We start from the raw sequence: 24,243 nt of genomic DNA on the forward strand, positions 1-24,243 counted from the left end.
GCGACGGAGGCACCACCATGGCAGAGAAATCAGCGAAAAAAGGCACCGCGAAGGTTGCCGTGCGCTCCTTGAAGGAGAAGCGCGCCGACAAGAAGGCCAAGGGCGCGACGGGTGGCCACTCGGAGGACATCGTCTCCAACGCCAAGAAGCGCTGACGCACGACGTCCCCGAAGGGGCGCCGACCTCCGCACCGGGTGACCGGTCGCGAGGCGGCGCCCCTTCGTCGTTCCCGGCACGCGGCGACGCCCGCGACGACGCCTCGGGTCGGTCCGGGTGTGACACGACGACCACACCTGACATAACCTCGACCTCGTGGCCCGCGATCAGGGGTGGGGCAGGAGGGACGACGACATGATCGACAGGCGCATCAGGGCATGGGCGGCGACGGGGGTGACGGTCGTCGTGGCCGGCGCGCTGGCCCTCGGGGGCGCGACCAGCGCCTCCGCCGCCGGACCGGGAGCGGTCGGCTGGGCCGACTTCACCGTCGACGGGACGGCTCGTGCCTACACGGGCACGATGACGCTCCCCGGGGACTTCCCGCAGGCGACGTTCACGTCGACCTCGCGCCAGGCGACGATCCCCAGCGGATCGAGCACGTGGCAGGGCACGGGCACGCCGGTCGGCGCCGAGTACGACTCGAGCCGCGGTCGCCCCTACCTCAACCTCCGTCCCGCCCAGGACTCGCCGACCGCGGCCGCCGCCTCGGTCACGACCTACACCTTCGATCGCGCCACCCCCGCGAGCGACTGGTCGTTCGTGCTCGGTGACGTCGACGCCGACCAGGTGACGGTGTCGGCCACCGGCGCCGACGGTGTGGCCGTGCCCGCCGACGCCCTCGGCTTCGGGAGCACGTACAACTACTGCCGCACCGCGGCCGGCGGTCCGTCGCCGTCGTGCGACGCCGCGGGACTGCGCGACGTGCCGACCTGGAACGCCGCCACGGGCGTGCTGACCGGCAACGCCACCGCGTCCGACACCGAGGGCGCCGCCGCCTGGTTCAGCCCGACCGTGCCGCTGTCGACGCTGACCTTCACGTACCAGCAGCGTTCCGGGTTCCCCGTCTACCAGACGTGGTTCGTGACCAAGACCTTCACCGCGAGCGGGGTGGTGACGAACGACGGCGCGGCCTACCCCGGAGCGATCGTGACGGTCGTCGACCCGGCGACCGGTGAGGTCGTCGGGACCACCACGACGGTCGGCCCCGAGGGCACCTGGTCGGTCCCCGGCCTCGTCTCGGGCACGCCCTACGAGGTCGACGTGACGGCGCCGGACGGTGCCGCAGCCCTGCCCGCCGTGCCGTTCACGGTCGCGGGTGACGACTCCCCCGGCCTCGACTTCGCCTTCACGGGCGCCGTGCCCCCCGCCGACACCGCGCCCCTCACGGTCACGGTCGTGGAGGCCGACGGGACGCCCGTGGCCGACCGTCCGGTGAGCATCGTCGTGCCCGGCCAGATCGACCCGGTGGCGTCGGGGACGACCGGAGCCGACGGCTCGGTCACCTTCGAGGGGCTCGACCCCGCGGCCGAGTACGACCTGGTGGACGAGGTCACGGGCATCGCCCGCGGTCCGGTCACCACGGCCTCCGGCGCGTCGATCACGCTCGACCCGACCGTCGAGATCACGACGAGCATCGTGAACCCCGACGGATCGGCACCCGCGACCGGGTCGACGGTCGACATCGTGCCGGTCGGCGAGACCGCGCCGGTGGCGAGCGTCGAGACCGGCGCGGGCGGCTCGTTCACGGCGGACGGCCTCACCCCCGGCGAACAGTACGAGGTGGTCCTCGACGAGGACGTCGACTCGGCCGTCACGATCACCGCACCTGCGACGAGCGGGACGATCCCGCCCGTGCAGATCGCGGCCCCCGCGACCGTGTCGGTCGAGGGCACCGTCGTGGACTCCGACGGCACGCCCGCCGCCGACCTCGAGCTGTCGCTGATCGAGGCGGACGCCACCGACCCCGAGCCCGTCGCCACCCCGAACACCGACGCCGCGGGCGTCTACCGGGCCGACGACCTCGTCCCCGGCACGACCTACGACGTCGTGGCCGACGGCGAGGCCATCGGGTCGTTCACGGCGCCGACCGCCGACGGGACCGTCCCGACCATCACCCTCCCCGCGCCTCCCGTGGTGACCCCCGTGCCCGACCCCGAGCCGACCCCCGACCCGATCGTCACGCCGGCTCCCGTCGTGCCGGCAGCCGGAGGCCAGGGCACGGGCGGCACGGGCACCGGCGGCTCGGGCCGACCGCTCGCCTACACCGGCAGCGAGCCGGGCCTGCCGCTCGGCGTCGCGGCGGCCGCCCTGGCCCTCGGCCTCGCGCTCGTCACGGGCTCGGCCGTCACCCGTCGCCGGGCGGGGCGCCGCTGACCGCGGCGGCCCCCGGGGCCCGACCCCACGAGGCAGAGGAGGCGCGGTGTCCGGTCGACGGGCACCGCGCCTCCTGCGGTCCGTCGGCCCGTGGGCCGGGCATGTGCCCGCACCGGGTGCGAGGGAGTTGGCTCGGGACCATGAAGAACACCACACTCGGCCAGGTCGACGGCGGACTCGACGTCGGCCGCCTCGGCCTCGGCCTCATGGGCATGTCCGCCTTCTACACCGGCAACAGCACCGACGACGACGAGTCGGTGCGCGTCATCCACCGCGCGCTCGACGTGGGCGTCACCCTGCTCGACACCGCCGACATGTACGGCCCGCACACGAACGAGCAGCTGCTCGGCCGCGCCCTCAAGGGCCGCCGCGACCACGCCGTCGTCGCGACGAAGTTCGGCAACGTGACCGACCCCGAGGCCCGCGCCGAACGCACGGTCGACGGTCGCCCCGAGTACGTCCGCCGGTCGGTCGACGGCTCGCTGAAGCGCCTCGGCATCGACCACATCGACCTCTACTACCAGCACCGCGTCGACCCGCTCGTGCCCATCGAGGAGACCGTGGGCGCCATGGGCGAGCTCGTCACGGCCGGCAAGGTGAGGTTCCTCGGGCTGTCCGAGGCGGCGCCCGAGACCATCCGCCGTGCCCACGCGACGTACCCGATCACCGCCCTGCAGACCGAGTGGTCGCTGTGGAGCCGTGAGCCCGAGGCCGAGATCCTGCCGACCGTCCGCGAGCTCGGCATCGGCTTCGTGCCCTACTCGCCGCTCGGTCGGGGGTTCCTCACGGGCACCATCCGCTCGGTGGACGAGCTCGCCGAGGACGACTTCCGCCGGTTCGCTCCCCGCTTCTCGGGCGACAACCTGCAGGCCAACGTCCGCATCGTGCAGCAGGTCGACGAGGTCGCCCGGGCCGTCGGCGCCACGCCGGGTCAGGTCGCGCTCGCCTGGCTGCTCGCCAAGGGCGAGGGCATCGTGCCGATCCCGGGCACGAAGCGCCGCGCCTACCTCGACGAGAACGTCGCGGCCGACGACGTGGTGCTCGACGCCGAGCAGGTGCACCAGCTCGACGACGTGGCCGCGCCGAAGGGCGCCCGCTACGCCGACATGTCGACGGTCGACAAGTAGCGAGGCGACCGGCGTCGGCTCGGCCGTCGCCCTGCGTGAGCCGTCGCTCCGCCACCCCGCCAACCCGCCACCCCGCCACGAAATGAACATCCCGCCATCTTTTTTGGTGGCGGGATGTCCACTTCATGGCGGGGTGAGACGTCCGGGGCCGGAACGAGGGCGAGCCCGAGGAGGCGCGGGTACGGTCGAGCGATGGACGACGTGATCAGACGCCGGGCCCTCGTGCACGGTTCGGTGCAGGGCGTGGGTTTCCGTTTCTCGACCGAGGGCGAGGCGGACCGACTGGACGTCGGCGGCTTCGTCCGCAACCTGCCCGACGGGACCGTCGAGGTCGAGGTCGAGGGACGGCCCGACCGGGTGGCGCTGCTGCTCGAGTGGCTGGACGAGGGACCTCGTGGGGCCCGGGTCGACCGGGTCGAGGTGAGCGAGATCACCCCCGTGGGCGAGAGCGAGTTCAGCACGCGCCACTAGCCCGAGCGACGATCAGAACGGGGCCCGGCGGCCGGAGACGAGAGACCCGGCCCGGACGCTCGCACACACCCGACAGTGTGGAGTGCCCGGACCGGGCGTTCAAGGGTACCTGCTCGACGGCCCGGCCCGATCACCCGGACCGGTTCGGTCGGACCGTCCGGCCCGGTCGGCCCGGGGCGTCCGATCTCGTCGACCGGTGACCTCACATCCGGTGCCGCTGCCGCGTCTACGGGGTGGATACCATCGCCGAGAGCCAGGAGGCACCGTGAGCGTCCACACCAGCGTCGACACCCCCGTCGGTCCGTTGACCGTCGTCGGGGGCGAGACGGGCCTCGTCGGCCTCTACTTCGACGAGCACCGCCACCTGCCCGATCCGACCGGCTTCGGCCCGGTCTCGCGGGACGGCGTCGGCCTGAGCGACTTCGCCGAGGTCGGGCGCCAGCTCGGCGAGTACTTCGGCGGCGAGCGGCGCTCCTTCGACCTCCCGCTGGCACCGCGCGGCAACGACTTCCAGGTGCGGGTGTGGACGCTCCTCCGCGACATCCCCTTCGGCGAGACCCGCAGCTACGGGCAGCTCGCGACCGCGCTCGGCGGCGTCGGCCTGGCCCGGGCGGTCGGCGCCGCCAACGGGCTCAACCCGTTGAGCATCGTCGTGCCGTGCCACCGCGTGGTCGGCTCGGGCGGGGCCCTGGTCGGCTACGCCGGCGGGCTCGACCGCAAACGGTTCCTGCTCGGGCTGGAGGCCGACCAGCCGTCGGGCCCCGACTCCGGTCGGCTGTTCTGACGTGGAACCCTTCGAGCGCGTGGTCGCCCGGCACGGTCGCACGGTCTGGCGCGTCTGCCGGGCCGTGCTCGACGAGCACGACACCGACGACGCCTGGAGCGAGACGTTCGTGGCGGCCCTCGTCGCGTATCCGTCGCTCCCCGCGTCGACGAACCTCGAGGCGTGGCTGGTGACCATCGCGCACCGCAAGGCGATCGACGTGCTGCGGGCACGGGAGCGTCGCCCCCGCCCGGTCGAGACGGTGCCCGAACCGCCGCCCGCGCCTCCTCACGACGAGACCGTCGCGCGCGCGGACGAGCTCGACGGGGCGCTGCGCACCCTGCCGCCGGGCCAGCGGCGTGCCGTGGTCTACCACCACCTCGTCGGGCTCTCGCACCGCGAGGTGGCCGAGCTGACCGGCATCAGCGCGGACGCGGCCCGGCGTGCGTCCGCGGACGGCATCGCGGCGCTGCGGCGGCTGCTCGCGGAGCCGGCGACGCCCCGACCGGCTGACGCCTCCGACCGGGCCGCCGGCCGCGCCTCCGTCCCGTCCGCCTCCCCCGAGCCGAAGGGCACCCGATGACCGCCTCCCCCATCGACGCGTCGACCGACCCCGGCGACCTGTTGACCAGCCTCGACCCGACCGACGAGCGACTCGCCGCGCTGCGCGCCCGCTTCGCCGAGACCGCCCTCGGCGTCGGGGCGGTCGACGTGGCCTACCGCACCCTCGACTCCCCCGTCGGCCTCCTGCTGCTCTGCGCCACCGACGTGGGCGTGCTGCGGGTGGCCTTCGAGATCGAGGGGCACGACACGGTGCTCGACCGCCTCGCCTCGACGGTCAGCCCGCGCATCGTCGAGGCGCCGTCACGGCTCGACACCGTGGCACGCGAGCTCGACGAGTACTTCCGCGGCGAGCGCCGCGCGTTCGACCTGCCGCTCGACCGGCGCCTGTCGACGGGGTTCCAGCGGACGGTGCTCGAGCACCTGCCCGACATCGGCTACGGGTCGACGACGAGCTACGCCGCGGTGGCGCTGGCCTCGGGCAGTCCTCGCGCGGTGCGGGCCGTCGGCACGGCCTGCGCCACCAACCCCCTGCCGCTCGTCGTCCCCTGCCACCGGGTGGTGCGGAGCGACGGGACCTCGGGCAACTACCGTGGGGGCATGGCGGCCAAGCAGATCCTGATCGACCTCGAGGCGGGGGCGTGAGCGACGCGGTGACCTCCGGCGTGACGACGGCCGACCCGGGAGCGGTGCCGTCTGACGTTGCGGGCGCGGGCGTCGTGGTCGGTGACGACGGGCTGGCCCGGCCGGTCTGGGCATCGACCGATCCGCTGTTGCGCGAGTACTACGACACCGAGTGGGGGCTGCCGGTCCGGGACGAGCGGGGCCTGTTCGAGCGGCTGAGCCTCGAGGCGTTCCAGTCGGGGCTGTCGTGGGCGACGATCCTCCGCAAGCGTCCGGCGTTCCGGAGCGCGTTCTCCGGCTTCGACCCCGAGGTCGTCGCGCGCTTCGACGACGAGGACCGGGCACGGCTGATGGCCGACGCGGGGATCGTCCGCAACCGGCTCAAGGTCGACGCGACGATCCGCAACGCGCGGGCGACGCTCGACCTGAGGGCCGACGGCGGCCTGGTCGACTTCGTCTGGTCGTTCCGGCCGGCCGAGACTCCCCGGCCCCGCACGATGGCCGAGGTGCCGACGACGTCGCCGGAGTCGCTCGCCCTCTCGCGGGCACTCAAGGCGAAGGGGTTCACCTTCGTGGGGCCGACCACCATGCACGCGCTGATGGAGGCCGCGGGCATCGTCGACACGCACCTCGTCGACAGCCACCGCCGCGGGTCGTCCGGGGTGTGGGCCGACGACGGCCGGCCGGTGCCGGACGGCGGCCCCCGGGCGGCCGGGTCGTGACCGCGGACTCGCCCGACGGGGCGGCACCCGACGGGGCGGCACCCGACGGGGCGGCACCGGTCGGGGCGGTACCGCACGGGGCGATACCGCACGGGGCGACCGCGCGCTTCGTCGTCGAACCCGTCGGCGCCTGGGACCACGCGCACGCCGTGGGATTGCTGGCGGCGCACAGCGTGCCGGGAGCCGAAGCCACCGACGTCGCCGCGGCCACGCACGCGCGACTGGTCGAGCTGGGTACGGGAGCCGCCCGCGCCTCCCACCGTCTCGACCTGTCGTTCGCGGCGACCGGGGTCGACGTCGCGCTGACCGGGCCCGACGGCGTGCCGCCGACGCAGGCGACGGTCGACGAGGCACGACGCGTCGTGCGGACGTGGCTCGACCTCGACACCGACCTCGACGACGTCGAGCGGGGCTTCGCCGACGACCCCGTGCTCGGGCCGCTCGTCGCGGCGCGTCCGGGCATCCGCGTGACGGGCAACCCCGACGGGTTCGAGACGGCCGTGATGACGGTGCTCGGGCAGCAGGTCTCGCTCGCCGCGGCGCGCACCTTCACCGGGCGGCTCGTCGCGGCCCACGGCGAACCCGTCGCGGGGACGGGCCTGACGCGGTTCCCCCGCGCCGACCGCCTGGCGGACGCCGACGTCGACGAGCTGCGGGCCGCGGTCGGGGTGACGAACGGTCGCGCGCGGACGATCCACGCCCTGGCCGAGGTCGTCGCCGACGGACTCGTCATCGCCCCCGACGTCGACCACGCCGACGCCCGCCGACGCCTGCTCGCCGTGCCCGGCATCGGCCCGTGGACCGTCGAGTACCTGGCCGTGCGCGCCCTCGGCGACCGCGACGCCTGGCCGGCGGGCGACCTCGTGCTGCGGCGCGTGATGGGCGGGGTGACGACGAAGGAGGCCGAGGTCGCCGGGGCACCGTGGTCGCCCTGGCGCGCCTACGCCCTGTTCCACCTCTGGGCCGCGGTGCTGCCGACCGCGCCGTGAGGCGTTCGGCGCCACCTGCCGAGGACGACGACCGGACGAGGAGGCGCGGTGCGCCTAGCCTCGGAGGCCCACCACGAGAGGACCCCCCGATGAGCGACGCCCGCACGAACCCGGACCCGCACGAGCCGGACGACGAACTCGGCCACGGCGACGCGCTCGACCAGGCTGCGGTCGAGGCCGCCGCGATCGAGACGCACCGGGCCGCCCACGGCACGGGCCCGACCGACACGCAGGGCGAACCCGCCGCATCGGGCGACGCGACGCCGGACGGCGACGTCACGCAGCCGCTCGGCGGCAGCCACTCGGGCGAGGACGGCTACGTCGCCGTGAGCCCCGGGGGCGTCTCGGGCGAGCAGGACGCCGCCTTGACCGTCGACGACGAGGACCCGCACTCGGCCGACCCCGAGGCGAACGCCCACCGCGGCGACATCGGCGCGAACCGCGGCGGCAGCGGCGGCCGCTGACCCGTGTGAGACCCCGGGAGGGCGCCGAGACCCACGTGCGCGAGCCGGGGCCTCGGCCCCTTCGTGAGGTCTCGGCGGCGACCGGGTGGTGCATGCTGGTGGGGATGACTGACACGCGCCCCCACCTCGACGACTTCGCCCGCTTCATCCAGGCCTCGCCCTCGTCCTTCCACGCCGCGGCCGAGGCCGCCCGCCGGCTCGACGACGCCGGGTTCACCGCCCTCGACGAGACCGCCGAGTGGCCCTCGGGCCCGGGCCGTCGCTACGTCGTGCGCGACGGCGCGGTCATCGCCTGGATCGAGCCGGCCACCGCGACGGCCACGACGCCGTTCCGCGTCGTCGGAGCGCACACCGACTCCCCCGGCTTCAAGCTGAAGCCCAAGCCGACGACCGGCACCCGCGGCTGGCTGCAGGCCGGCGTCGAGGTCTACGGCGGTCCGCTGTTCAACTCGTGGCTCGACCGCGACCTCGAGTTCGCCGGCCGACTGGTCACCCGCAGCGGCGAGACGCACCTGGTGCGCACCGGGCCGCTGCTGCGCTTCCCGCAGCTCGCCGTCCACCTCGACCGGGGCGTCAACGCCGAGGGCCTGAAGCTCGACCCCCAGCGCCACCTGAACCCCGTGGTCGGGGCGGGGCCGCTCGACGAGGCCGACGTCCTCGGCCACCTCGCCGGGTTGGCCGGACTGACCGGAGCCGACGTGACCGGGTACGACGTGGTCGTGGCCGACACCGCGCCTCCTGCGGTCCTGGGGATGTCGGGCGAGCTCTTCGCCGCCGGGCGCATGGACAACCTGTCGTCGACCCACGCCGGTCTCGTCGCACTGGTCGAGACGGCGACCTCGGGCGTCGAACTCGACCACGTCGCCGTCTTCGCGGCGTTCGACCACGAAGAGGTCGGTTCGGCCACCCCGTCGGGTGCGGCCGGGCCGCTGCTCGAGGACGTCCTGGCCCGGGTCTCGGCCGGTCTCGGGGCGACGACGACCGATCACCGCCGGGCACTCGCCGGGTCGTGGTGCCTGAGCGCGGACGCCGGGCACGCGGTGCACCCGAACTACCCCGAGCGGCACGACCCGGTCAACCAGCCGGTCGTCAACCGCGGGCCGCTGCTCAAGATCAACGCGAACCAGCGCTACGCCACCGACGGGCTCGGGGCGGCCGAGTGGTCACGGGCGTGCGAGCAGGCGGGTGTGCCGTTCCAGGAGTTCGTCTCGAACAACTCGGTGCCCTGCGGCTCGACCATCGGACCGATCACCGCGACGCGACTCGGCATCCGGACGATCGACGTCGGCATCCCGTTGCTCGGCATGCACTCGGCCCGCGAGTTGTGCGGCGCCGACGACCCGGCCTACCTGTCACGCGCCGCCGCCGCCTTCCTCGCGCCGGACGCGTAGACCCGGCGCGGGCCCGATCCGCAGGCCCGGCGCGGACGGCCGCGGCCCTGCCCTGCTCTGCTCTGCTCTGCTCTGCTCGAGGCGGTTCGCCGTGACATGACGGTCTGACATGTCACGGTAGTTTGGTGCGATGCACGAGGCGAATCGACTACGACTGGCGGACGTCGAGATCCGGTACGGGCGCCGACCGGTGGTGGCCGCTCCCGCACTCGAGATCGCCCGATCGTCCACGACAGCGCTCGTGGGAGCATCCGGCAGCGGCAAGAGCTCTCTGCTTCGCTGCCTGACGGGCCTCCAACGCCCTTCCTCGGGTCAGGTCTTCGTCGACGACCTCGATCTGACGTCCCTGTCCCCCTCCCGGCTCGCTCGGCGACGGCGAGAGCTGTTCGGCATCGTCCTTCAAGACGGCGGCCTCGTACCGTCGTTGTCGGCCTTGGACAACGCGCAGATCGCTCTCGACCTCCGCCGCATCCCGAAGTCGCGATCCACTGCCCGATCGACCCTCGCCGACCTCGGCCTGACCAGACTGGCCGACCGGCGACCCGACGAGCTGTCCGGCGGCGAGCGGCAGAGAGTCGCCTTCGCCCGGGTGCTGGCCCAACGGGCACCTTTCGCGACGTTGGACGAACCGACCTCGAGCCTCGACGCCGAGAGCCGCGCCGACGTCGTCGACGGCATCCGTGCGCTCGCGGCCGCGGGGTGCGGCACGGTGCTGGTCACGCACGATCTCGAGCTCGCCGCCAGCGTCGACGCCGTCGCGGCGATCACCGAGGGGCAGGTCGTCACGCATCTGACCCCGACGACGGCGTCGGACATCCGCCGGCGGATGCGAGCCGTGCACGACACACAGAGCGAAAGATGATCGGCCTCACTCGTCTCGCCGCGGCCTCCCTGCGCATGCTCGCGACCGATCGGGCCACCTGGTTCGCCTACGGCGCCGTCGTCCTGGTCACCACCGTCGTCGCCGGCCTCGCCCTGACGGGTGTCGACTCGGCAGGCGGTGCGCCCGCCCCCCTCGGAGGCATCGTCCGCTCGTGGACGACTCCCGCGGCGTTCATGGCCGTCGTCGCCGGCACGACGTGCCTCGCCGCCGTGTCACGGCTGACCCAGTCACAGTTCGACCCGACCCGTCTCGCCTGGGTGCCCTTGGGCGTCCTGCCGTGGCAGGGGCGCGCGCTCATCGCCCTCGAGACGGCCGTCGTGACGGTCGCGGCCGCCACGGGGGGTGTCGCCATCGTGATCGTGACGGCCACGGCCCTCAACCCCCTGACAACTCCCTGGGGCTCCCTCGTCCTCACCACGGGTCCACTGGTCACCGTCGGCACATCGGTCGTCGTCGCCTTGTCACTGACCCCGGCGCTGGCAGGTGCGACGAGCCGCTTCCCGCCGCGTCCGCGACGGGCCGGGCTCGGCCGCGTGCTCGGTTGCGCGATCCCCGTCGCGGCCGTCGTGGTGCTCCTGGCCCTGATGCCGTCGACTTCGATGAGGGACGACGACGTGGCCGGGCTGGTGCCCTGGTCGCTCCTCCTCGTCGTCCTCGGCTCAGTCGCCGCGTCCACGATCGGCCCTGCGGCCTGCCGTCTCGCCGCCGCCGGGCTCGGTCTGGTTGCGCGGGGTACCCGATGGACCATTCCCCGACTCGCCTTCCAGGCCGTCGCGGACGGCGTCCGCCGCGATGGCGCGGGCATCTCGGTGCCGATGGTCGGCGTCGCCGTCCCCGGCGGACTCGCCGCCGTCTTCCTGGCGGGCGACGAGGCCCTCCGTGCGTTCGGTTCGCTGGTCACGTCGGAGACGACGATCAACTGGGCGGCCGTGACCGGTCTCGCCACGGCGCCCGCCCTCCTCGCAGCGGTCACGGGTGCACTCGTCTTCAGCCTGTCGGCCCCGATCCGTCGAGACACCGGGCGAGCACTGCTCGCCGCGGGAGCCGCCCCGGCGACCCTTCGGGCCATCGCCTCCTTCGAGGCCGTCCTGCTCTGGGCTCTCGGGGCCCTTGGCGCCGTCGCCGTGGTAGCGGTCTCGGCCTCACCTCTGTTGTCGGCCGCCCAGGCCGACCTCGGCACGTGGGCGGCCGTGATCGTGAACCCGGTCACCCTGTGCTGTTCCGGGCTCGCCCTCGTCGCACTGCTGATGGGCAGTTCGTTCGGCCGACGGTCGTGACCGGCGGCGGATCAGCCGAAGGCCTCCGCCGCCGGTGCCCCGAGCGCCCAGGCCAGGACCGCCGGCCACTCGCCGTAGCCCGAGTCCGGGGTGAGGTGACCGCCTCGGGGCACGACGACGACCGGGGCGTCGACCCGCGCCTCCCAGGTGTCGACCGGGCCGAGCGGCAGCCACTCGTCGTCGTCCCCGGCGACGACGACCGACTCGGCGTCGTCCCCGAGCGCGAGCCGCCGCCCGTCGAACAGCTCCCCGGCCACGAACGCGTGGATCGGCTGGCCGGCGATCAGCTCGGGCGACGGAGGCGCGACCAGCGCCACCCGGTCGGCGGACGGAGGCGCGACGCCGGCCTGCAGCCTCAACCAGAGCAGGCACGAGAGGCTGTGGCACAGCACCGTCACCGGACGGCCCGCGGGCAGGGCGGCCCGTTCGTGTCGCACCGCGGCGTCCCAGGCGGCGGGCGTGGGCTCGTCGGCGTCGGGCAGCTGCGGGTAGCGCACCGCGTGTCCGCGGGCCTCGAGCTCGCCGGCGAGCCAGCGCTGCCAGTGCCCCTCGGGACGATGGTTCTGCCAGCCGTGCAGGATCAGGAAGGCCGTGGGCGGGGTCGGCGTCGGGGCGGTCGCGTCGGTCACGGTCCGATCATGCCCCGAGCCGGCGTCCTCACGTGGCAGGGTCGACCCATGACGTCACACCCGTACCGCGCCCGGTTCGGCCACGGCTACGCCTTCGAGGGCGAGCCCACCCTCGACGGTCCGCCGCCGACCCGATTCCACGTGACGACGCGCAGTCGGGTGATCGGCCACGGCCGGGCCGCCTTCGAGGCCGCAGGGGACGCCGTGCTGCACTGGCAGGTGCACCGCGGCTCGGGCTTCGTGCCCCTCGAGGTGCCCGTCCGCGTGGCCGTCGGTGCGACGAGCGTCTGGGGCGTGACCCTCGGCCCCGTGCACCCACCGGTCGCCTGCCGGGTGTTCGCCGTCGTCCGGTCCGCCACCGAGATCGGCTTCGGACACGCCGCCCTGGTCGGCCACCCCCAGCGCGGCTGGGAGAGCTACCGCGTGCACCACCACGACGACGACCGCGTCACCCTCGACATCCGCGTCGTCTGGCTCCCCGCCGCGTGGTGGATGCGGGCCGCCGGGCCGGCGTCCGCACTCGCCCTCTCGCTGATCCTGCGGCGCAACCTCCGTGCCCTCGACGTCGTCGTGGCCTCCGCCTGACGGCACCGCGCCCTCACCGGACGGCCCGGTCACCCCTCCGTGGGGACGAGGAGGCGCGGCTCACGAGAACAGGTCGTCGAGCCACCTCTGCCAGGCCGACCCGGTCGCGGCGGCGTCGGCCCCGTCGGCGAAGTCGTGGACGCTGACGCTCACCCCGGCCCCCAAGCCTCCCGCCCGAAGACGCGGACGAGCGCGCTCGCGGTCCGCAGCCCCACGAACGACGCGGTGCGGTACGAGAGTCCCGCGGCGACCGGACCGACGCCGGGCAGGTCGACCACGACGGCGTCACCGACCTCGACGTCGTCGGCCAGGTCGAGGGCCTGCAGCACCCGGGCGGCCGATCCCGCCGCCCGCGACGACTCCGGGGCGTCGACGCTCGTGAACGTGGCCTCCCGCCCCGTGAACCATGCGACGTACTCGGCAAGGGTGTGCAGGTAGAAGTCGGTGTGCTCCTCGACGCCGGGCACCTGCCCCTCGTCGAAGACGCTCGAGTGCCGGTAGGTCAGCCGGGTCGCCTCCTCGGTGTCGTCGCCTGCCGCGAGGGCGAAGTCGAGCTCGTTGAACCAGCCGCCCTCGCCCTCCATGCGGTTGGCGTAGTGGCGACCCGGTCGCCAGGCCGTGACCACCGCACCCGGCCCGGCCGCGCCTCCCACCCGGGGTTCGACCTCACCGGGCCAGAGCCACCCGCCGGTGCCCGTGGTGACGGCGTCGAAGACCACGGCGGGAGGCGCGGCGAGGGTGACGGTCCGGACGATGTCGGCAGCGGGCACGATGACTCTTCTCTCGTCGAGGCGGGTGGGTCGAGGCGGTGGGGCGGAGGCGGTGCGCCGCGGGCGGGACCCGGCGGGGTCAGCCTGCCACCGGGGACCCCGCCCGCGCCACCGTCCCGGGCTCCGAGCCCACCGTGCCACACTGATCCGATGACCCCTCGACGTCGCCACGCCGGTTCGCCACGGCGTTCGGCCGCCCGCGACGCCTCGCGAGCGGGGGACGTCGACACGACCGTCACCGTGCGTCGCGTCGAGCGGGGCGACCTCTACGTGCGGGTCAACACGATCGGCGACACGGGCGAGCGTCCGTTCGTCCTCGTGCCGGGCATCGGCGTCTCGTCCGACTACTTCGAGCGCCTCGCGCCGAACCTCAACGAGTTCGGCCCCGTGCACGCTCTCGACCTGCCGGGCTTCGCCGGGGTGCCGCACCCGGGTCACGCCCTGAGCATCCGCGAGTACGCCGACCTCGTCGGCACCGCCATCGACGAACTGGGACTCCACGACCCGGTCGTCGTCGGGCACTCGATGGGCACGCAGATCGTCGTCGACCTCGCCGCGCGCCGACCCGACCTGTCGACCGTCGTGCTGATCGGGCCGGTGATCGATCCGGCCCATCGACACGTGCTCGAGCAGGCGGTGCGGTTCGCCCGGGCCGCCTGGCACGAGCCCGGCCGGGTGAAGTTCCTGGCCCTGAGCGCCTACGTGCTCTGCGGGGTGCGTTGGTTCTCCCGCATCCTGCCGAAGATGATGACGTACCCGATCGAGCGGCACCTGCCGCAGATCGCCGCCGACACCCTGGTCATCCGGGGCGAGCACGACGCCGTCGCCCCACGCGAGTGGGTGCGCCGCGTCGGCGAACTGCTGCCCTCGTCCCGCCTGTGGGAGATGCCCGGGGCCGCCCACTCCGTCATGCACGCCCACGCCGAAGAGGTCGCCAAGCTCTGCGTCGAGCACGCCCAGCAGCCGATCCGGCACGACGAGGGCGTCGAGCTGCACCACTACGTCGACGCGGGGGACGGCGACGAGAGCGACGACTTCAGCCCCAGCCCGGCCGACTTCGTGAAGGCCGTGGGGGCGCGCCTGCGTTCGACCGCGGCGACCATGCGCGGTGACGACGAGGCCCTCGCGAAGGCCAAGACGGACCACGCCGAGTCGATGCAGGCGGCGTTCGACCGTCGCCAGGCCGAGAAGGCCGCGGCCGGCGCCGACCCCGACGACGGCCCGCACATCGAACCCACGACCGGCGGCGCCGACCGCTGACGGTGCGGCTCGTCCCGGCCGCGCCGGGCCGGGCCGGGGCGGGTCGGGTCGGGTCGGGTCGGGAACGCAGGAGGCGCGGGTCGCCTCGCCGCCGCCCCTCACGCCCCCGAGACGGTCAGCCCGATCAGCACGAGGTTGAGGGCCACGACGACGACCACGGCCACCCAACCGGCGATCCGCGTCCCGACGGCGTTGACTCCCGTGCCCATGAGCGACCGGTCGCTCGTCGCGACGACGAGGGGCACGAGGGCGAAGGCGATGCCGAAGCTCAGCACGACCTGGCTGAGCACGAGCAACCACGTCGGGCTGATGCCCGTCGCGAGCAGCACGAGGGCCGGGATCAACGTGACGACCCGGCGCACCATGAGCGGCACCTGCACGTGCAGCAGGCCCTTCATGATCTCGGCGCCCGCCATCGCCCCGATCGACGTGGACGCGAGACCCGACGCGAGGAGGCCGACGGCGAACAGGACGCCGATCACCGGCCCGAGCGCCGCCGCGATGGCCCGCTGGGCCCCGGGGATCGTATCGGTGCCGTCCTGACCCGACAGGGTCGAGGCCGCGAGCACGAGCATGGCGATGTTGACGCCGCCGGCGACGAGCAACGCCAGCACGACGTCCCACCGGGTGGCCTTCAGCACGCGGGCACGGTCCGCCCCCTCGGCCACGACGCCGTGGTGGTCGCGGGTGAGTGCGGAGTGCAGGTAGACCGCGTGCGGCATGACCGTCGCGCCGAGCATCGACGCGGCGAGCAGCACGGCCGTGCTGTCCTCGAAGCGGGGCACGAGACCGGCGAGCATGCCTCCGGCCGACGGCGGGGCGAAGAGCAGCCCCGCGCAGAAGCCGAGCGTGAGGACGGCGAGCAGGGCGATGACGACGGTCTGGAAGACTCGCCCGCTGCGGTACCTCGTGAGCAGCAGCAGGCCGAGCGAGACGAGGCCGGTGATCAGGCCCCCGACGACCAGCGGCACCCCGAAGAGCAGCTGGAGCGCGAGGGCTCCCCCGATGATCTCGGCGACGTCGGTCGCGGCCGCCACCAGCTCGGCCTGACCCCAGTACGCCAGCCGGAGGGGCCGACGACGGAGGCGCGTGCCCATCACCTCGGGCAGCGACCGACCCGTGACGATGCCGAGCTTCGCCGACAGGTACTGGACGAGCACCGCGATGGCGTTCGCGAGGACGAGCACCCAGAGGAGCGTGTACTGGTACGCCGCCCCAGCCGTGAGGTTGGCGGCGACGTTGCCGGGGTCGACGTACGCGATCGCGGCGACGAACGCCGGGCCGAGCAGGGTGCCGCGGGGTCGGGCGTGCACGACCTGCGGGGCACGGCCGTCACGGGGTCGGTCGGCGTCGGCACGGCGGGTGTCGGACGAGCTCATGCCTCGACCCTAGCAAGATTTCGGAGTCCCGAAACCTTGGTGTGAGGCCTCCGTAACCCGCCCGCAGGCCGCACGCCGCACCCGCACACCGAACGCCGCGCCCGAACGCCGAGAACCCCGTTCCCGAAGACGAACCACGATTGATCGGGGTTCTTCTTCGCGAACGGGGTTCCTCGGTGATCGGACGTGCCCGATCGGTCGAGCGGGGGTGTTACTCGGTGGCGGCGGTGATCTTCGCGACGCCGACGAGCATCTCGTCCTGGACGGCGTCGGTCTTGAAGGTCTGGTTCAGCAGCGACGCGGCGTCGGGGCTGATGTGCACCGTGGTGCCCTCGAGGACGGCGTTGGAGCCTTCCATCTGGATCGGCTTCAGCGTGCCACCCCAGAGGTTGAAGAGGTAGGCGTCCTCGGCGGCGACGGTGCCGTTGGCGGTGACGGTGCCGTAGAGCTTCGACTCGCCCGGGTCGATGCGGAAGTCGGTCAGTTCGACGACGGTGCCGTCGGCCGAGGTCAGGCTGAGGCCGGAGCCGTCGTGGTCGATCTCGCCCTGGACGTAGGGTCGCACGTCGCTGTCGGGGCCGTAGTAGTCGACGTTTCCGCCGGTGATGGGGAAGGCGAAGGTGCCGTCGGTGAAGGTCGCGGTGCCCACGACGCCGGGGGTCAGGCCCAGGCTCGTGAGGGCCTCGACGAAGGACGCGTCCACGGCGACCTGCGTGTCGACGCCGTTCGACAGATCCGGGATGGACGCCTCGGGCAGCATGCTCTCGCCGGGGCCGGGTTCACGGGTCTGGTTGACGGGGTGCGTCGGGGCCGTGTTGTTGCTCTCGGAGTCCGAGGTCGAGGCGCAGGCCGCGAGCGAGAACACGAGGGCTCCGGTGGCGACGACGCCGAGGACGCCTCGACCGAGGGAGGAACGGAAGGGGGTGCGCATGAATGGTCCTTGTCTGTGCTGCCCGGTGGAGTTGATCGGTGTTCGACGCCCGGGCCGCGTCGGATGGGGCGAGGGGGCGACCCGGCCGGGACGCCCCCTCGCGGCGCTCAGTCCTCTTCGGAGAAGAAGCGGTCGACCTTGCGGTGGTACCGCTGACCCAGCAGGCCACCGAGGACGGCACCGGCGAAGCTCAGGACGACGACGAGGCCGAGGCCGATGAGACCGGCGAGGGACGACGACTGCAGGTCGTCCATCGAGGGCACGAACGGATTCGGCGACGACGAGTCTCCGGTCTGGGTGCCGACGACGCCGACGACGATCGCCAGGACGATCGTGATGACCAGACCCCAGAGCCAGGTCGCGAGCCCCTGCTTGAAGCCGCTGAAGCGGGCGATGCGCGACGCCGTGTAACCACCGATGAGGTACCCGAAGAAGATGATCGCGAGCACCACGATGCCCGAGGTCAGCGCGAGCACGTCGGCGTTGTCGGTCGTGAAGCTGCGCAGGTCGGCCATGGCGGTCGAACCGGATGCGACCCCGCCCCAGGCCGCGAGGACGCCGCCGAAGATCGTGATCATGACGAGGCCGAAGCCCGTCGCGGCGAACCAGCCGAGCAGGCCGGCGCCGAAGCGGATGCCGCCGAACTCCTCTTTCTGCTGGGCGAGCAGCTCACGGCGCACCGACACGTGGTCGATGCCCGAGTCCTTGACGAGGGGGTAGGCGTGGGAGCCGGTGTCGCGACCCGCGGCGGCTCCTGCGGCCGCGCCTCCGGCTGCCGCCGCGGTGGGCGCGACGGCGGTGGGGGCGTCCTGACCGAACGAGGGCTGACGCTCGGCCGCGGCGCGGTCGGTGGCGTCGCGTTCGGCGTCCGAGCGGTCGTCGACCCACCCGTCGTGCGAGGACGAGGAGGCGCCCGTCGCCGCGGTCGCGGACGCCGCGGTGGCCGTGTCGTCCCCTCGGTCACCGGTGGCGGGCTCGCCGGCGCGGGCGGCCTCGGCCGCACGGAGGGCCTCGTCGTCGTGCAGCGGACGGCGCGTGCCGTCCGAGGAGGCGGACCAGGCCCGCTGGGCGGGCTCGGTCGGCGCCACCATGGGGACCGCCTCGGTGGGACGGCCGGTCGAGGCCGCGTCGCGGTCGGACTCCGAGAGGACCTCGGTGTCGCGGCGGTCGGCGTCGGTCGACGCGTCGGCGTCGGTCGACGCGTCGGCGTCGGCGTGCTGGTCGGACCCGGTGTCGCCGGGGACGTACTCGGCGGGCACCGAATCGGGCAGCGCCTCCTCGTCGGACGACGCGGGAGCCCCGTGCGCGTCCAGGCCGGACGCCTCGGGGTTCGCGGGGGCCTCGGCGACGACCGGGCGGTCCTCGGCGTCGGCGACGGGGGCCTGCTGCGTCGGGGCGTCGGACCCGAAGTCGACGGCGGGCTGCTGCTGCGTCGGGGCGTCGGACCCGAAGTCGACGGCGGGCTGCTGCTGCGTCGGGGCGTCGCCGCCGAAGTCGACGGCCGGGGGCTGCTGGGTCGGGACCTCGGAGCCGTACGGCACCTCGGTCGGCTCGACCGTCTCGCCGGTCTCGTCGGACCGCGGGGCGTCGTTCGTGTCGCCGTACTGGGGATCGCGTCCCTCGTGGTCGGGGCGGTCGCGCCGCGGATCGTTCGCGTCGGTCATGGCTCACTCCTGTCGGTGGGGTCGTTCCCTGGATCTGTGATCCGCCTGAACGTTACGCCCGAACGGCACCCCGGGCCGGGAGCCCCCGCCCGCGCCCGCGGGACTCACGGGCGCGGACGAGCCGGTAGCGTGGACCGGACCGCCGAGCGACGAAGGACGACGACGTCATGACCGACACCAGCCAGACCCCCTCCGACCCGACCGCGACGGCCTCCGGCGCGACCGACTCCGCGGCGACGGGCCGCCGGGCCGCGGCGGCCGCCCGCACGCGACCGAAGGCCGACATCGCCCGTTCGTGGCTGCTCGTGCCGGGCACCGCCCCCGACCGTTTCGACTCGGCCCAGGCGTCCCGCGCCGACCAGATCGTCCTCGACATCGAGGACGCGGTCGACCCCGCCCGCAAGCCAGCCGCACGCGACGACGTCGTCGCCTGGCTCACGGGCGGCGGCGAGGCCTGGGTGCGCATCAACGACCGCTCGACGGACTTCTGGTCCGACGACGTCGACGCCCTGATGGGCCTGCCCGGACTGCACGGCGTCATGCTCGCCAAGACCGAGGCGCCCGAACACGTCACCGAGACCTTCGACCGGCTCGGAGGCGCGGTGCCGGTGCTCGCGCTCGTCGAGTCGGCCCTCGGCATCGAGGAGAGCCCCGCCATCGCCAAGGCCCGCGGGGCGTTCCGCCTCGCGTTCGGAAGCGGCGACTACCGCCGCGACACCGGCACGAGCGCCGACGACCTGGCCATGGCCTACCCCCGCTCCCGCCTCGTCGTGGCGAGCCGCATCGGCGGGCTGCCCGGCCCGATCGACGGCCCGACGGTGGGCAGCAGCCACCCCGTCCTGCGCGAGCAGTCCGGGGTCGCGGTCGCCCTCGGCCTCACCGGCAAGCTCTGCCTCGACGTCGAGCAGCTGCCCGTGATCAACGAGGTCATCAGCCCCACGCCGTCCGACGTCGCCTGGGCCCAGGACTTCCTCGCCGACTTCGAGGGACGCGGCCGGGTCATCCGAGACGGCAGCGACCTGCCCCGCCTGGGCCGGGCCCAGAAGATCGAGAAGCTCGCCTCGGCGTTCGGGGTGCAAGCCGCGAACTGACGGCTCGACGGAAGGAGGCGCGTCCCACTCGGGACGCGCCTCCTTTCTTTCTGCCCGGATGTCCGCCGGACCGTTGACAGACGATAGTCACCGACATATCTTTGACACATCGCGACAGGACGTCGCGACCTCGATCTCTTCCCCCCGACCCGAGAGGAGTACCCCATGGGTACCGACTTCACCACCGAGAACCACGGCGACCCCCGTCGCCGGCACCACGACTCCCCCGACGCCCGGCACGACCCGATCGGCCGCGGCGAGGGTCACGGCCGCTTCGGCCGTCCGTTCGGCCGCGGGTTCCGCCCCGGTCCGGGCTTCGGCGGCTTCGGCCCCGGTTTCGGCCCCGGCGGCCCGGGCTTCGGTCCCGGCGGTTTCGGACCGGGCCGCGGAGGACGCGGCCGGGCACGACGCGGCGACGTGCGCCTCGCGATCCTCTCGCTGCTGTCCGACGCCCCGTCGAACGGCTACGGCCTGATCAAGGCGATCGCCGAGCGCACCGACGGCACGTGGAAGCCCAGCCCCGGCTCGGTCTACCCCACGCTGCAGCAACTCGTCGACGAAGAGCTCATCTCGTCCGACGAGGCCGCGACCAAGAGCGTCTTCACGCTGACCGACGCAGGCCGGGCCTACGTGGCCGAACACGCCGACGAGATCGAGAGGGCCTGGGCCGCCACGGCGGACGACGCGAGCGACACCGACCGCGAGTTCCAGACCAGCCTCATGAAGCTCATGGGCGTCGTCAAGCAGTTCCACCACGACGGCAGCGACGCCCAGCGGGCCGCCGCCACCGCCAAGCTCGACGAGGCACGCCGCGCGCTCTACACGATCCTGGCCGACTGAGCCCCGGCGGGCCGAGGCTCGGCCGACCGAGCCCCGGCCGGCCCTCCTCCGGTGGGCCGTCCTCCGGTGGCGGCCGGACCGATGTCCGGGGTCGTGGGCATGATGGGCCCACGAGCACGACGACCCCGCCGGAGGCGCGCATGAGCACCGCAGACGACCGCACCACCGCGAGCACCGCCGACCTCGGGCGCGCCGGGTACGACCCGTCATTCCTCACGGTCGACGTGCCCCTGCCGGCCGTCCACGCCACCGTCCGCGAGCTGCCCTACGTCCACTTCACGGTGCTGCTCGACCCCGTCCGGCGGTTGGCCGCCCTGACGGCCGTCAACATCGACGGGTCGTCGCTGGTCGACCTCGGCCGGGGCGACGACTGGCACCTCGACGAGCGCGTGCCCGACGACGAGCAGACGGGTCCCGAGGTGTACGCCTCCAACGACCTCGACCGGGGGCACCTCGTGCGTCGGCGCGACCCGGTCTGGGGCGAGCGTGCCGTCGCGGCCGCGGCGAACGTCGACACCTTCAGCTTCACCAACGCCGCACCCCAGGCCGCCGAGTTCAACCAGTCGAAAGAACTGTGGCTCGGCCTCGAGGACCAGGTGCTGCAGTACGCCTCCACGCATCGGCAGCGGCTGACGGTCTTCACGGCGCCCGTGCTGCTCGACGACGACGCGCCCTACCGCGGCATCCGCCTGCCCCGTCGGTTCTTCAAGGTCGCGGCCTGGACGACCTCCGACGGCGGTTCGTTGCGCAGCGCGGCGTACCTGCTCGACCAGTCCCCCGAACTCGACGGCGTCGACCTCGAGGCGGCCTTCGCCCGCGCGCACGAGCAGGGCGACCCGCCGCCCCTCGGGCCGTACCGCACCTACCAGGTGCCCGTCCGCGACATCGCCGAGATGACCGGTTTCGACCTCGCCCAACTCGCCGAGGCCGACACGCTCCGGCCCGTGCCCACGATCGAGCCGCCGGACGGCATCCGCGCGGGGTGGGTGCCGCTCACGTCGGTCGACCAGCTGTCGTTCTGACCGCCAGGCGACGCGGCCCCGGCTCGTCCAGGCGGCTCGCATCGGGCCGTGCCAGCATTCTCGGGCCATGGCACCGAACGACCGAGATCCCGTCGACCCCACAGACGCCCCGTCACCCCTGCCGCCCGAGATGCCGCGCAGCCTGACGGTGCTGCGTGACGAGGACGCGCCGCCGGTCCGGGCCACACCCTGGCGAGAGGTCCGGGTGGACTTCCTGGTGCCGACCACCTCGACCGGTGCGGCCCGCGGCGTCCGGCACCTGCTCGACGAACCCGAACTGCACTTCTCACCCGGGCTGCGCCAGGGGACGCTCGCCCTGATGCCCCGACGGTCGGCACTCCTCCGCGTCGTGCTCGCGTGGGAGTGGTCGGTCGAGGCGGCGTCCTTCGCCGTGCACTCCTTCGAGCCCGAGCCCTTCTCGTCCGACGAACGAGACGCCCTCGAGGCCTGGTTGCGGGCGACGGCGCGACGGTTGCAGCTGTTCGACGGCGCCCTCGCGCGTGCCGTCGCCCGGGTCGACCACGACGTGGTCCGAGGCGTCGACACGAGCTCTCCCGAGGCGTCGCTGGCCGGCGCCTCCGCTGCGGCCCGGGCGGCAGCCCCTGCGGCCGCGGGTTCGCCTGACCCGGGCCCGGTCAGGGGCCGTCCGGTGCCCGACGACTCCGACCCGGTCGACCTCGCGGCGGCCGGGCCCGCCGCCACGACGATGCGGACGGCCACCCTCGGGACGAGACTCGCCTCCCCCGCCGTCGGCGCCGCCCACCCCGTGGTCGACGTCACCCTGCCGGACGCGAGCGACCCCGGCTGGGAGGTCTTCGTCGACGCCCTGAGCCGCCAGACCCTCGGTTACCGTCGCACCCTCGACGACGGCGGCAGCGCCTACGCGTTCACCTACCTCGTGGCCGACGACGTCGACGACGTCACGCCCGACGACCTGGTCGACTGGCACGACCAACACATCCAGCGGCAACTGCTCGTCGAGGACGCCCGCCAGGCGTACGTGCACCTGCTCGCCGGGCTCGAGCCGCCCGTCTCGGTGCAGTACACGATCTGACCGACGTGGCGCGCGCCTCCCGGGCAGGCAGTCGGGTCAGGGGGCGACGTCGACGATGGCGACGAAGCGGGTGCCGACGCCGTCGACCTCGGCGCGCACGACGCCCGGCTCGGGCTCGGGCAACTCGTCCGCACCGTGGTCGTCGCAGCTGAGGTAGGTGTACTCGGGCCACCACTTCTTGGGGCGAGCCGCCTCGTGGTAGCCGCAGACGACGCACTCCAGTTCGACCCACACCGGCTTGCCCGTGCGGTTCGCCCGGGACTGCACCAGCCAGGCCGGCGGCGTCCGCTCGATCGCGACGAGTTCGTCGACCGTCATCTTCGGCGGTAGGCCGTGGCGCTTGGCCATCTCGAGCGGGATGTCCAGTCGCAGGGCGGCGTCTCGTCGCGTGATCACCCGCACACGCTACCCGTCCGCCCCCACCCCTCGCGAGCACGGGCACTGTTGCCACGCGCAACACCCGCCGTCAAGTCGGCCAGAGTGCCGACTTGCCCCCGAACGAGGGCCAGGCGGAAGCTCGACCCAGGCGGCACGTGTCCGATCCACCCGGTCGGTCGATCACCGGACCGCCGGCAGGCACCACCCGACACGCACCACCCGACACGCACAACACGAACCAAGGGGAACCACATGAAGACCTCCGTCGCCGCCGCCCTCACCGCCGCAGCCCTCGTCGTCGGATCGCTCGGGGTCTCGACCTCGGCCGTCGCCGCCGGGCCCGTCGACACCATCCGGTCGACGGACGTCGTCGGCGGCGAGAAGGCTCCCACGACGCCGTGGGCCGTGCAGCTGGTCTTCCGGACCGGCGGCACCGCGAGCTACGCCTGCACCGGCGAGCAGATCAACGCCAGCTGGGTGCTGACCGCCCGCCACTGCATCGACGGCGTCACCTCGATGCAGGTGTACCACTCGAACAGCACGACGAACCCGGGCACCGCGATCGCCGTCGACCGCGTCGCCGCCGCCCCCGCGGGCGACATCGCGCTCGTGCACCTCGGCCAGCCGAAGGCGCTCGGCAGCTACCCGACGCTGAACCTCGGGTTCCAGGCGACGTCGTCGGGCAGCGGCACGATCATGGGCTACGGCCTACGCGCCAACTCGGTGCAGTCCGACGGCCTGTACCAGGCGACGGTGGGCCTGACCGGCCGCAGCACCGACGCCTACGGCGGGGCCGCGCAGCACCTGACCGGCACCACCGGCGCGGCGAACCACGGCGACTCGGGTGGCCCCCTGATCGTGGGCGGCCAGATCGTGGCCGTCTGCTCCACCGGCGACGAGGCCGACCCGGGCGCGAACACCCGTGCCGGCTCGAACTACGCCGTGCTGTCGCAGAGCGCGACCTGGATCCGCTCGACCGCCGGCCTCTAGTCCGCGAC

Annotated in this window: 25 protein-coding genes; 19 read left to right on the forward strand and 6 right to left on the reverse strand. The window is 73.8% G+C overall.

The window, feature by feature from the left end; all coding sequences use genetic code 11:
• Window positions 1-351: 351 nt before the first annotated feature.
• The 12 genes from OVA02_RS15395 (at window position 352) to OVA02_RS15450 (ending at window position 11,642) form a co-directional block, all read left to right on the forward strand.
• The gene (locus tag OVA02_RS15395) at window positions 352-2,370 is read left to right on the forward strand and encodes a hypothetical protein (protein WP_267658774.1); all 2,019 of its coding nucleotides are present in this window, start codon (window positions 352-354) and stop codon (window positions 2,368-2,370) included.
• Window positions 2,371-2,510: 140 nt separating this feature from the next.
• Window positions 2,511-3,497, forward strand: coding sequence for an aldo/keto reductase (locus OVA02_RS15400; protein WP_200413585.1), 987 nt, complete (start codon window positions 2,511-2,513; stop codon window positions 3,495-3,497).
• Window positions 3,498-3,689: 192 nt separating this feature from the next.
• Window positions 3,690-3,968 (forward strand): acylphosphatase, encoded by a 279-nt coding sequence (locus OVA02_RS15405; RefSeq protein WP_056046650.1) that lies wholly within the window; start codon window positions 3,690-3,692, stop codon window positions 3,966-3,968.
• Between the two features lie 265 nt (window positions 3,969-4,233).
• Window positions 4,234-4,752 (forward strand): methylated-DNA--[protein]-cysteine S-methyltransferase, encoded by a 519-nt coding sequence (locus OVA02_RS15410; RefSeq protein WP_056046652.1) that lies wholly within the window; start codon window positions 4,234-4,236, stop codon window positions 4,750-4,752.
• Window position 4,753: 1 nt separating this feature from the next.
• Entirely contained in the window at window positions 4,754-5,314 is a 561-nt protein-coding gene (locus tag OVA02_RS15415; RefSeq protein ID WP_082460320.1) for an RNA polymerase sigma factor, read from the forward strand.
• On the forward strand, window positions 5,311-5,937 hold the full coding sequence (locus OVA02_RS15420) for a methylated-DNA--[protein]-cysteine S-methyltransferase (RefSeq protein WP_056046655.1): 627 nt from the start codon (window positions 5,311-5,313) through the stop codon (window positions 5,935-5,937). Before OVA02_RS15415 ends, OVA02_RS15420 begins: the two co-directional genes overlap by 4 nt.
• Window positions 5,938-5,981: 44 nt before the next feature.
• Window positions 5,982-6,638 carry a DNA-3-methyladenine glycosylase I gene (locus tag OVA02_RS15425; protein WP_157485463.1) on the forward strand — a complete coding sequence of 219 codons (657 nt, stop codon included), beginning with the start codon at window positions 5,982-5,984 and terminating at the stop codon, window positions 6,636-6,638.
• Window positions 6,635-7,627: a DNA-3-methyladenine glycosylase 2 gene (locus tag OVA02_RS15430; protein WP_200922584.1), complete on the forward strand. Its 993-nt coding sequence runs from the start codon at window positions 6,635-6,637 to the stop codon at window positions 7,625-7,627. The genes OVA02_RS15425 and OVA02_RS15430 overlap by 4 nt, the downstream gene beginning before the upstream one ends.
• Window positions 7,628-7,716: 89 nt before the next feature.
• Window positions 7,717-8,091: a hypothetical protein gene (locus tag OVA02_RS15435; protein ID WP_056046657.1), complete on the forward strand. Its 375-nt coding sequence runs from the start codon at window positions 7,717-7,719 to the stop codon at window positions 8,089-8,091.
• A 104-nt stretch (window positions 8,092-8,195) separates the two neighbouring features.
• Complete coding sequence (locus OVA02_RS15440) at window positions 8,196-9,482, forward strand: M18 family aminopeptidase (RefSeq protein WP_056047805.1); 1,287 nt, start codon at window positions 8,196-8,198, stop codon at window positions 9,480-9,482.
• 130 nt (window positions 9,483-9,612) lie between these two features.
• Entirely contained in the window at window positions 9,613-10,344 is a 732-nt protein-coding gene (locus OVA02_RS15445; RefSeq protein ID WP_267658775.1) for an ABC transporter ATP-binding protein, read from the forward strand.
• On the forward strand, window positions 10,341-11,642 hold the full coding sequence (locus OVA02_RS15450) for a hypothetical protein (RefSeq protein ID WP_056046661.1): 1,302 nt from the start codon (window positions 10,341-10,343) through the stop codon (window positions 11,640-11,642). The genes OVA02_RS15445 and OVA02_RS15450 overlap by 4 nt, the downstream gene beginning before the upstream one ends.
• Before the next feature lie 11 nt (window positions 11,643-11,653).
• Here the strand turns inward: OVA02_RS15450 and OVA02_RS15455 are convergent, their stop codons facing one another.
• Window positions 11,654-12,271 carry an RBBP9/YdeN family alpha/beta hydrolase gene (locus OVA02_RS15455; protein WP_056046663.1) on the reverse strand — a complete coding sequence of 206 codons (618 nt, stop codon included), beginning with the start codon at window positions 12,269-12,271 and terminating at the stop codon, window positions 11,654-11,656.
• 48 nt (window positions 12,272-12,319) lie between these two features.
• Between OVA02_RS15455 and OVA02_RS15460 the strand changes: the two genes are divergently transcribed.
• Complete coding sequence (locus OVA02_RS15460) at window positions 12,320-12,856, forward strand: DUF1990 family protein (protein ID WP_056046665.1); 537 nt, start codon at window positions 12,320-12,322, stop codon at window positions 12,854-12,856.
• Window positions 12,857-13,005: 149 nt separating this feature from the next.
• On the opposite strand, the gene OVA02_RS15465 is transcribed toward OVA02_RS15460, so the two are convergent.
• A complete protein-coding gene (locus OVA02_RS15465) occupies window positions 13,006-13,626 on the reverse strand; it encodes an SRPBCC family protein (protein ID WP_267658776.1) in 621 nt (206 codons plus the stop codon).
• A gap of 150 nt (window positions 13,627-13,776) precedes the next feature.
• Between OVA02_RS15465 and OVA02_RS15470 the strand changes: the two genes are divergently transcribed.
• Complete coding sequence (locus OVA02_RS15470) at window positions 13,777-14,886, forward strand: alpha/beta fold hydrolase (RefSeq protein ID WP_056046669.1); 1,110 nt, start codon at window positions 13,777-13,779, stop codon at window positions 14,884-14,886.
• 98 nt (window positions 14,887-14,984) lie between these two features.
• On the opposite strand, the gene OVA02_RS15475 is transcribed toward OVA02_RS15470, so the two are convergent.
• The 3 genes from OVA02_RS15475 to OVA02_RS15485 form a co-directional block, all read right to left on the reverse strand.
• On the reverse strand, window positions 14,985-16,265 hold the full coding sequence (locus tag OVA02_RS15475; RefSeq protein ID WP_056046670.1) for an Nramp family divalent metal transporter: 1,281 nt from the start codon (window positions 16,263-16,265) through the stop codon (window positions 14,985-14,987).
• A 211-nt stretch (window positions 16,266-16,476) separates the two neighbouring features.
• Window positions 16,477-17,196 (reverse strand): hypothetical protein, encoded by a 720-nt coding sequence (locus OVA02_RS15480; RefSeq protein WP_267658777.1) that lies wholly within the window; start codon window positions 17,194-17,196, stop codon window positions 16,477-16,479.
• 107 nt (window positions 17,197-17,303) lie between these two features.
• Window positions 17,304-18,860, reverse strand: coding sequence for a CvpA family protein (locus OVA02_RS15485; protein WP_056046672.1), 1,557 nt, complete (start codon window positions 18,858-18,860; stop codon window positions 17,304-17,306).
• A 167-nt stretch (window positions 18,861-19,027) separates the two neighbouring features.
• On the opposite strand from OVA02_RS15485, the gene OVA02_RS15490 reads away from it, so the two are divergent.
• From OVA02_RS15490 to OVA02_RS15505, 4 genes are all read left to right on the forward strand, one after another.
• Entirely contained in the window at window positions 19,028-19,951 is a 924-nt protein-coding gene (locus OVA02_RS15490) for an HpcH/HpaI aldolase/citrate lyase family protein (protein WP_082460322.1), read from the forward strand.
• A gap of 165 nt (window positions 19,952-20,116) precedes the next feature.
• Complete coding sequence (locus tag OVA02_RS15495; protein WP_082460323.1) at window positions 20,117-20,791, forward strand: PadR family transcriptional regulator; 675 nt, start codon at window positions 20,117-20,119, stop codon at window positions 20,789-20,791.
• Window positions 20,792-20,931: 140 nt separating this feature from the next.
• Window positions 20,932-21,813, forward strand: a complete 882-nt coding sequence (locus tag OVA02_RS15500) for a DNA/RNA non-specific endonuclease (RefSeq protein WP_056046674.1) — start codon at window positions 20,932-20,934, stop codon at window positions 21,811-21,813.
• 67 nt (window positions 21,814-21,880) lie between these two features.
• Window positions 21,881-22,867 carry a hypothetical protein gene (locus OVA02_RS15505; RefSeq protein ID WP_157485361.1) on the forward strand — a complete coding sequence of 329 codons (987 nt, stop codon included), beginning with the start codon at window positions 21,881-21,883 and terminating at the stop codon, window positions 22,865-22,867.
• A gap of 36 nt (window positions 22,868-22,903) precedes the next feature.
• Here the strand turns inward: OVA02_RS15505 and OVA02_RS15510 are convergent, their stop codons facing one another.
• Entirely contained in the window at window positions 22,904-23,263 is a 360-nt protein-coding gene (locus tag OVA02_RS15510; protein ID WP_056046678.1) for a hypothetical protein, read from the reverse strand.
• Window positions 23,264-23,497: 234 nt separating this feature from the next.
• On the opposite strand from OVA02_RS15510, the gene OVA02_RS15515 reads away from it, so the two are divergent.
• A complete protein-coding gene (locus tag OVA02_RS15515) occupies window positions 23,498-24,235 on the forward strand; it encodes a S1 family peptidase (protein WP_056046680.1) in 738 nt (245 codons plus the stop codon).
• The last annotated feature ends 8 nt before the right edge of the window (window positions 24,236-24,243 follow it).

It is taken from the genome of Frigoribacterium sp. SL97, from assembly GCF_026625765.1.
Classification (GTDB): domain Bacteria; phylum Actinomycetota; class Actinomycetes; order Actinomycetales; family Microbacteriaceae; genus Frigoribacterium.

Bases quoted from the DNA above. Each gene is read 5' to 3' on its own strand.
- OVA02_RS15395 (WP_267658774.1), top strand. From the start codon at position 352: ATGATCGACAGGCGCATCAGGGCATGGGCGGCGACGGGGGTGACGGTC.
- OVA02_RS15400 (WP_200413585.1), top strand. From the start codon at position 2,511: ATGAAGAACACCACACTCGGCCAGGTCGACGGCGGACTCGACGTCGGC.
- OVA02_RS15405 (WP_056046650.1), top strand. From the start codon at position 3,690: ATGGACGACGTGATCAGACGCCGGGCCCTCGTGCACGGTTCGGTGCAG.
- OVA02_RS15420 (WP_056046655.1), top strand. From the start codon at position 5,311: ATGACCGCCTCCCCCATCGACGCGTCGACCGACCCCGGCGACCTGTTG.
- OVA02_RS15435 (WP_056046657.1), top strand. From the start codon at position 7,717: ATGAGCGACGCCCGCACGAACCCGGACCCGCACGAGCCGGACGACGAA.
- OVA02_RS15440 (WP_056047805.1), top strand. From the start codon at position 8,196: ATGACTGACACGCGCCCCCACCTCGACGACTTCGCCCGCTTCATCCAG.
- OVA02_RS15445 (WP_267658775.1), top strand. From the start codon at position 9,613: ATGCACGAGGCGAATCGACTACGACTGGCGGACGTCGAGATCCGGTAC.
- OVA02_RS15450 (WP_056046661.1), top strand. From the start codon at position 10,341: ATGATCGGCCTCACTCGTCTCGCCGCGGCCTCCCTGCGCATGCTCGCG.
- OVA02_RS15460 (WP_056046665.1), top strand. From the start codon at position 12,320: ATGACGTCACACCCGTACCGCGCCCGGTTCGGCCACGGCTACGCCTTC.
- OVA02_RS15470 (WP_056046669.1), top strand. From the start codon at position 13,777: ATGACCCCTCGACGTCGCCACGCCGGTTCGCCACGGCGTTCGGCCGCC.
- OVA02_RS15475 (WP_056046670.1), bottom strand. From the start codon at position 16,265: ATGAGCTCGTCCGACACCCGCCGTGCCGACGCCGACCGACCCCGTGAC.
- OVA02_RS15480 (WP_267658777.1), bottom strand. From the start codon at position 17,196: ATGCGCACCCCCTTCCGTTCCTCCCTCGGTCGAGGCGTCCTCGGCGTC.
- OVA02_RS15485 (WP_056046672.1), bottom strand. From the start codon at position 18,860: ATGACCGACGCGAACGATCCGCGGCGCGACCGCCCCGACCACGAGGGA.
- OVA02_RS15490 (WP_082460322.1), top strand. From the start codon at position 19,028: ATGACCGACACCAGCCAGACCCCCTCCGACCCGACCGCGACGGCCTCC.
- OVA02_RS15495 (WP_082460323.1), top strand. From the start codon at position 20,117: ATGGGTACCGACTTCACCACCGAGAACCACGGCGACCCCCGTCGCCGG.
- OVA02_RS15500 (WP_056046674.1), top strand. From the start codon at position 20,932: ATGAGCACCGCAGACGACCGCACCACCGCGAGCACCGCCGACCTCGGG.
- OVA02_RS15505 (WP_157485361.1), top strand. From the start codon at position 21,881: ATGGCACCGAACGACCGAGATCCCGTCGACCCCACAGACGCCCCGTCA.
- OVA02_RS15515 (WP_056046680.1), top strand. From the start codon at position 23,498: ATGAAGACCTCCGTCGCCGCCGCCCTCACCGCCGCAGCCCTCGTCGTC.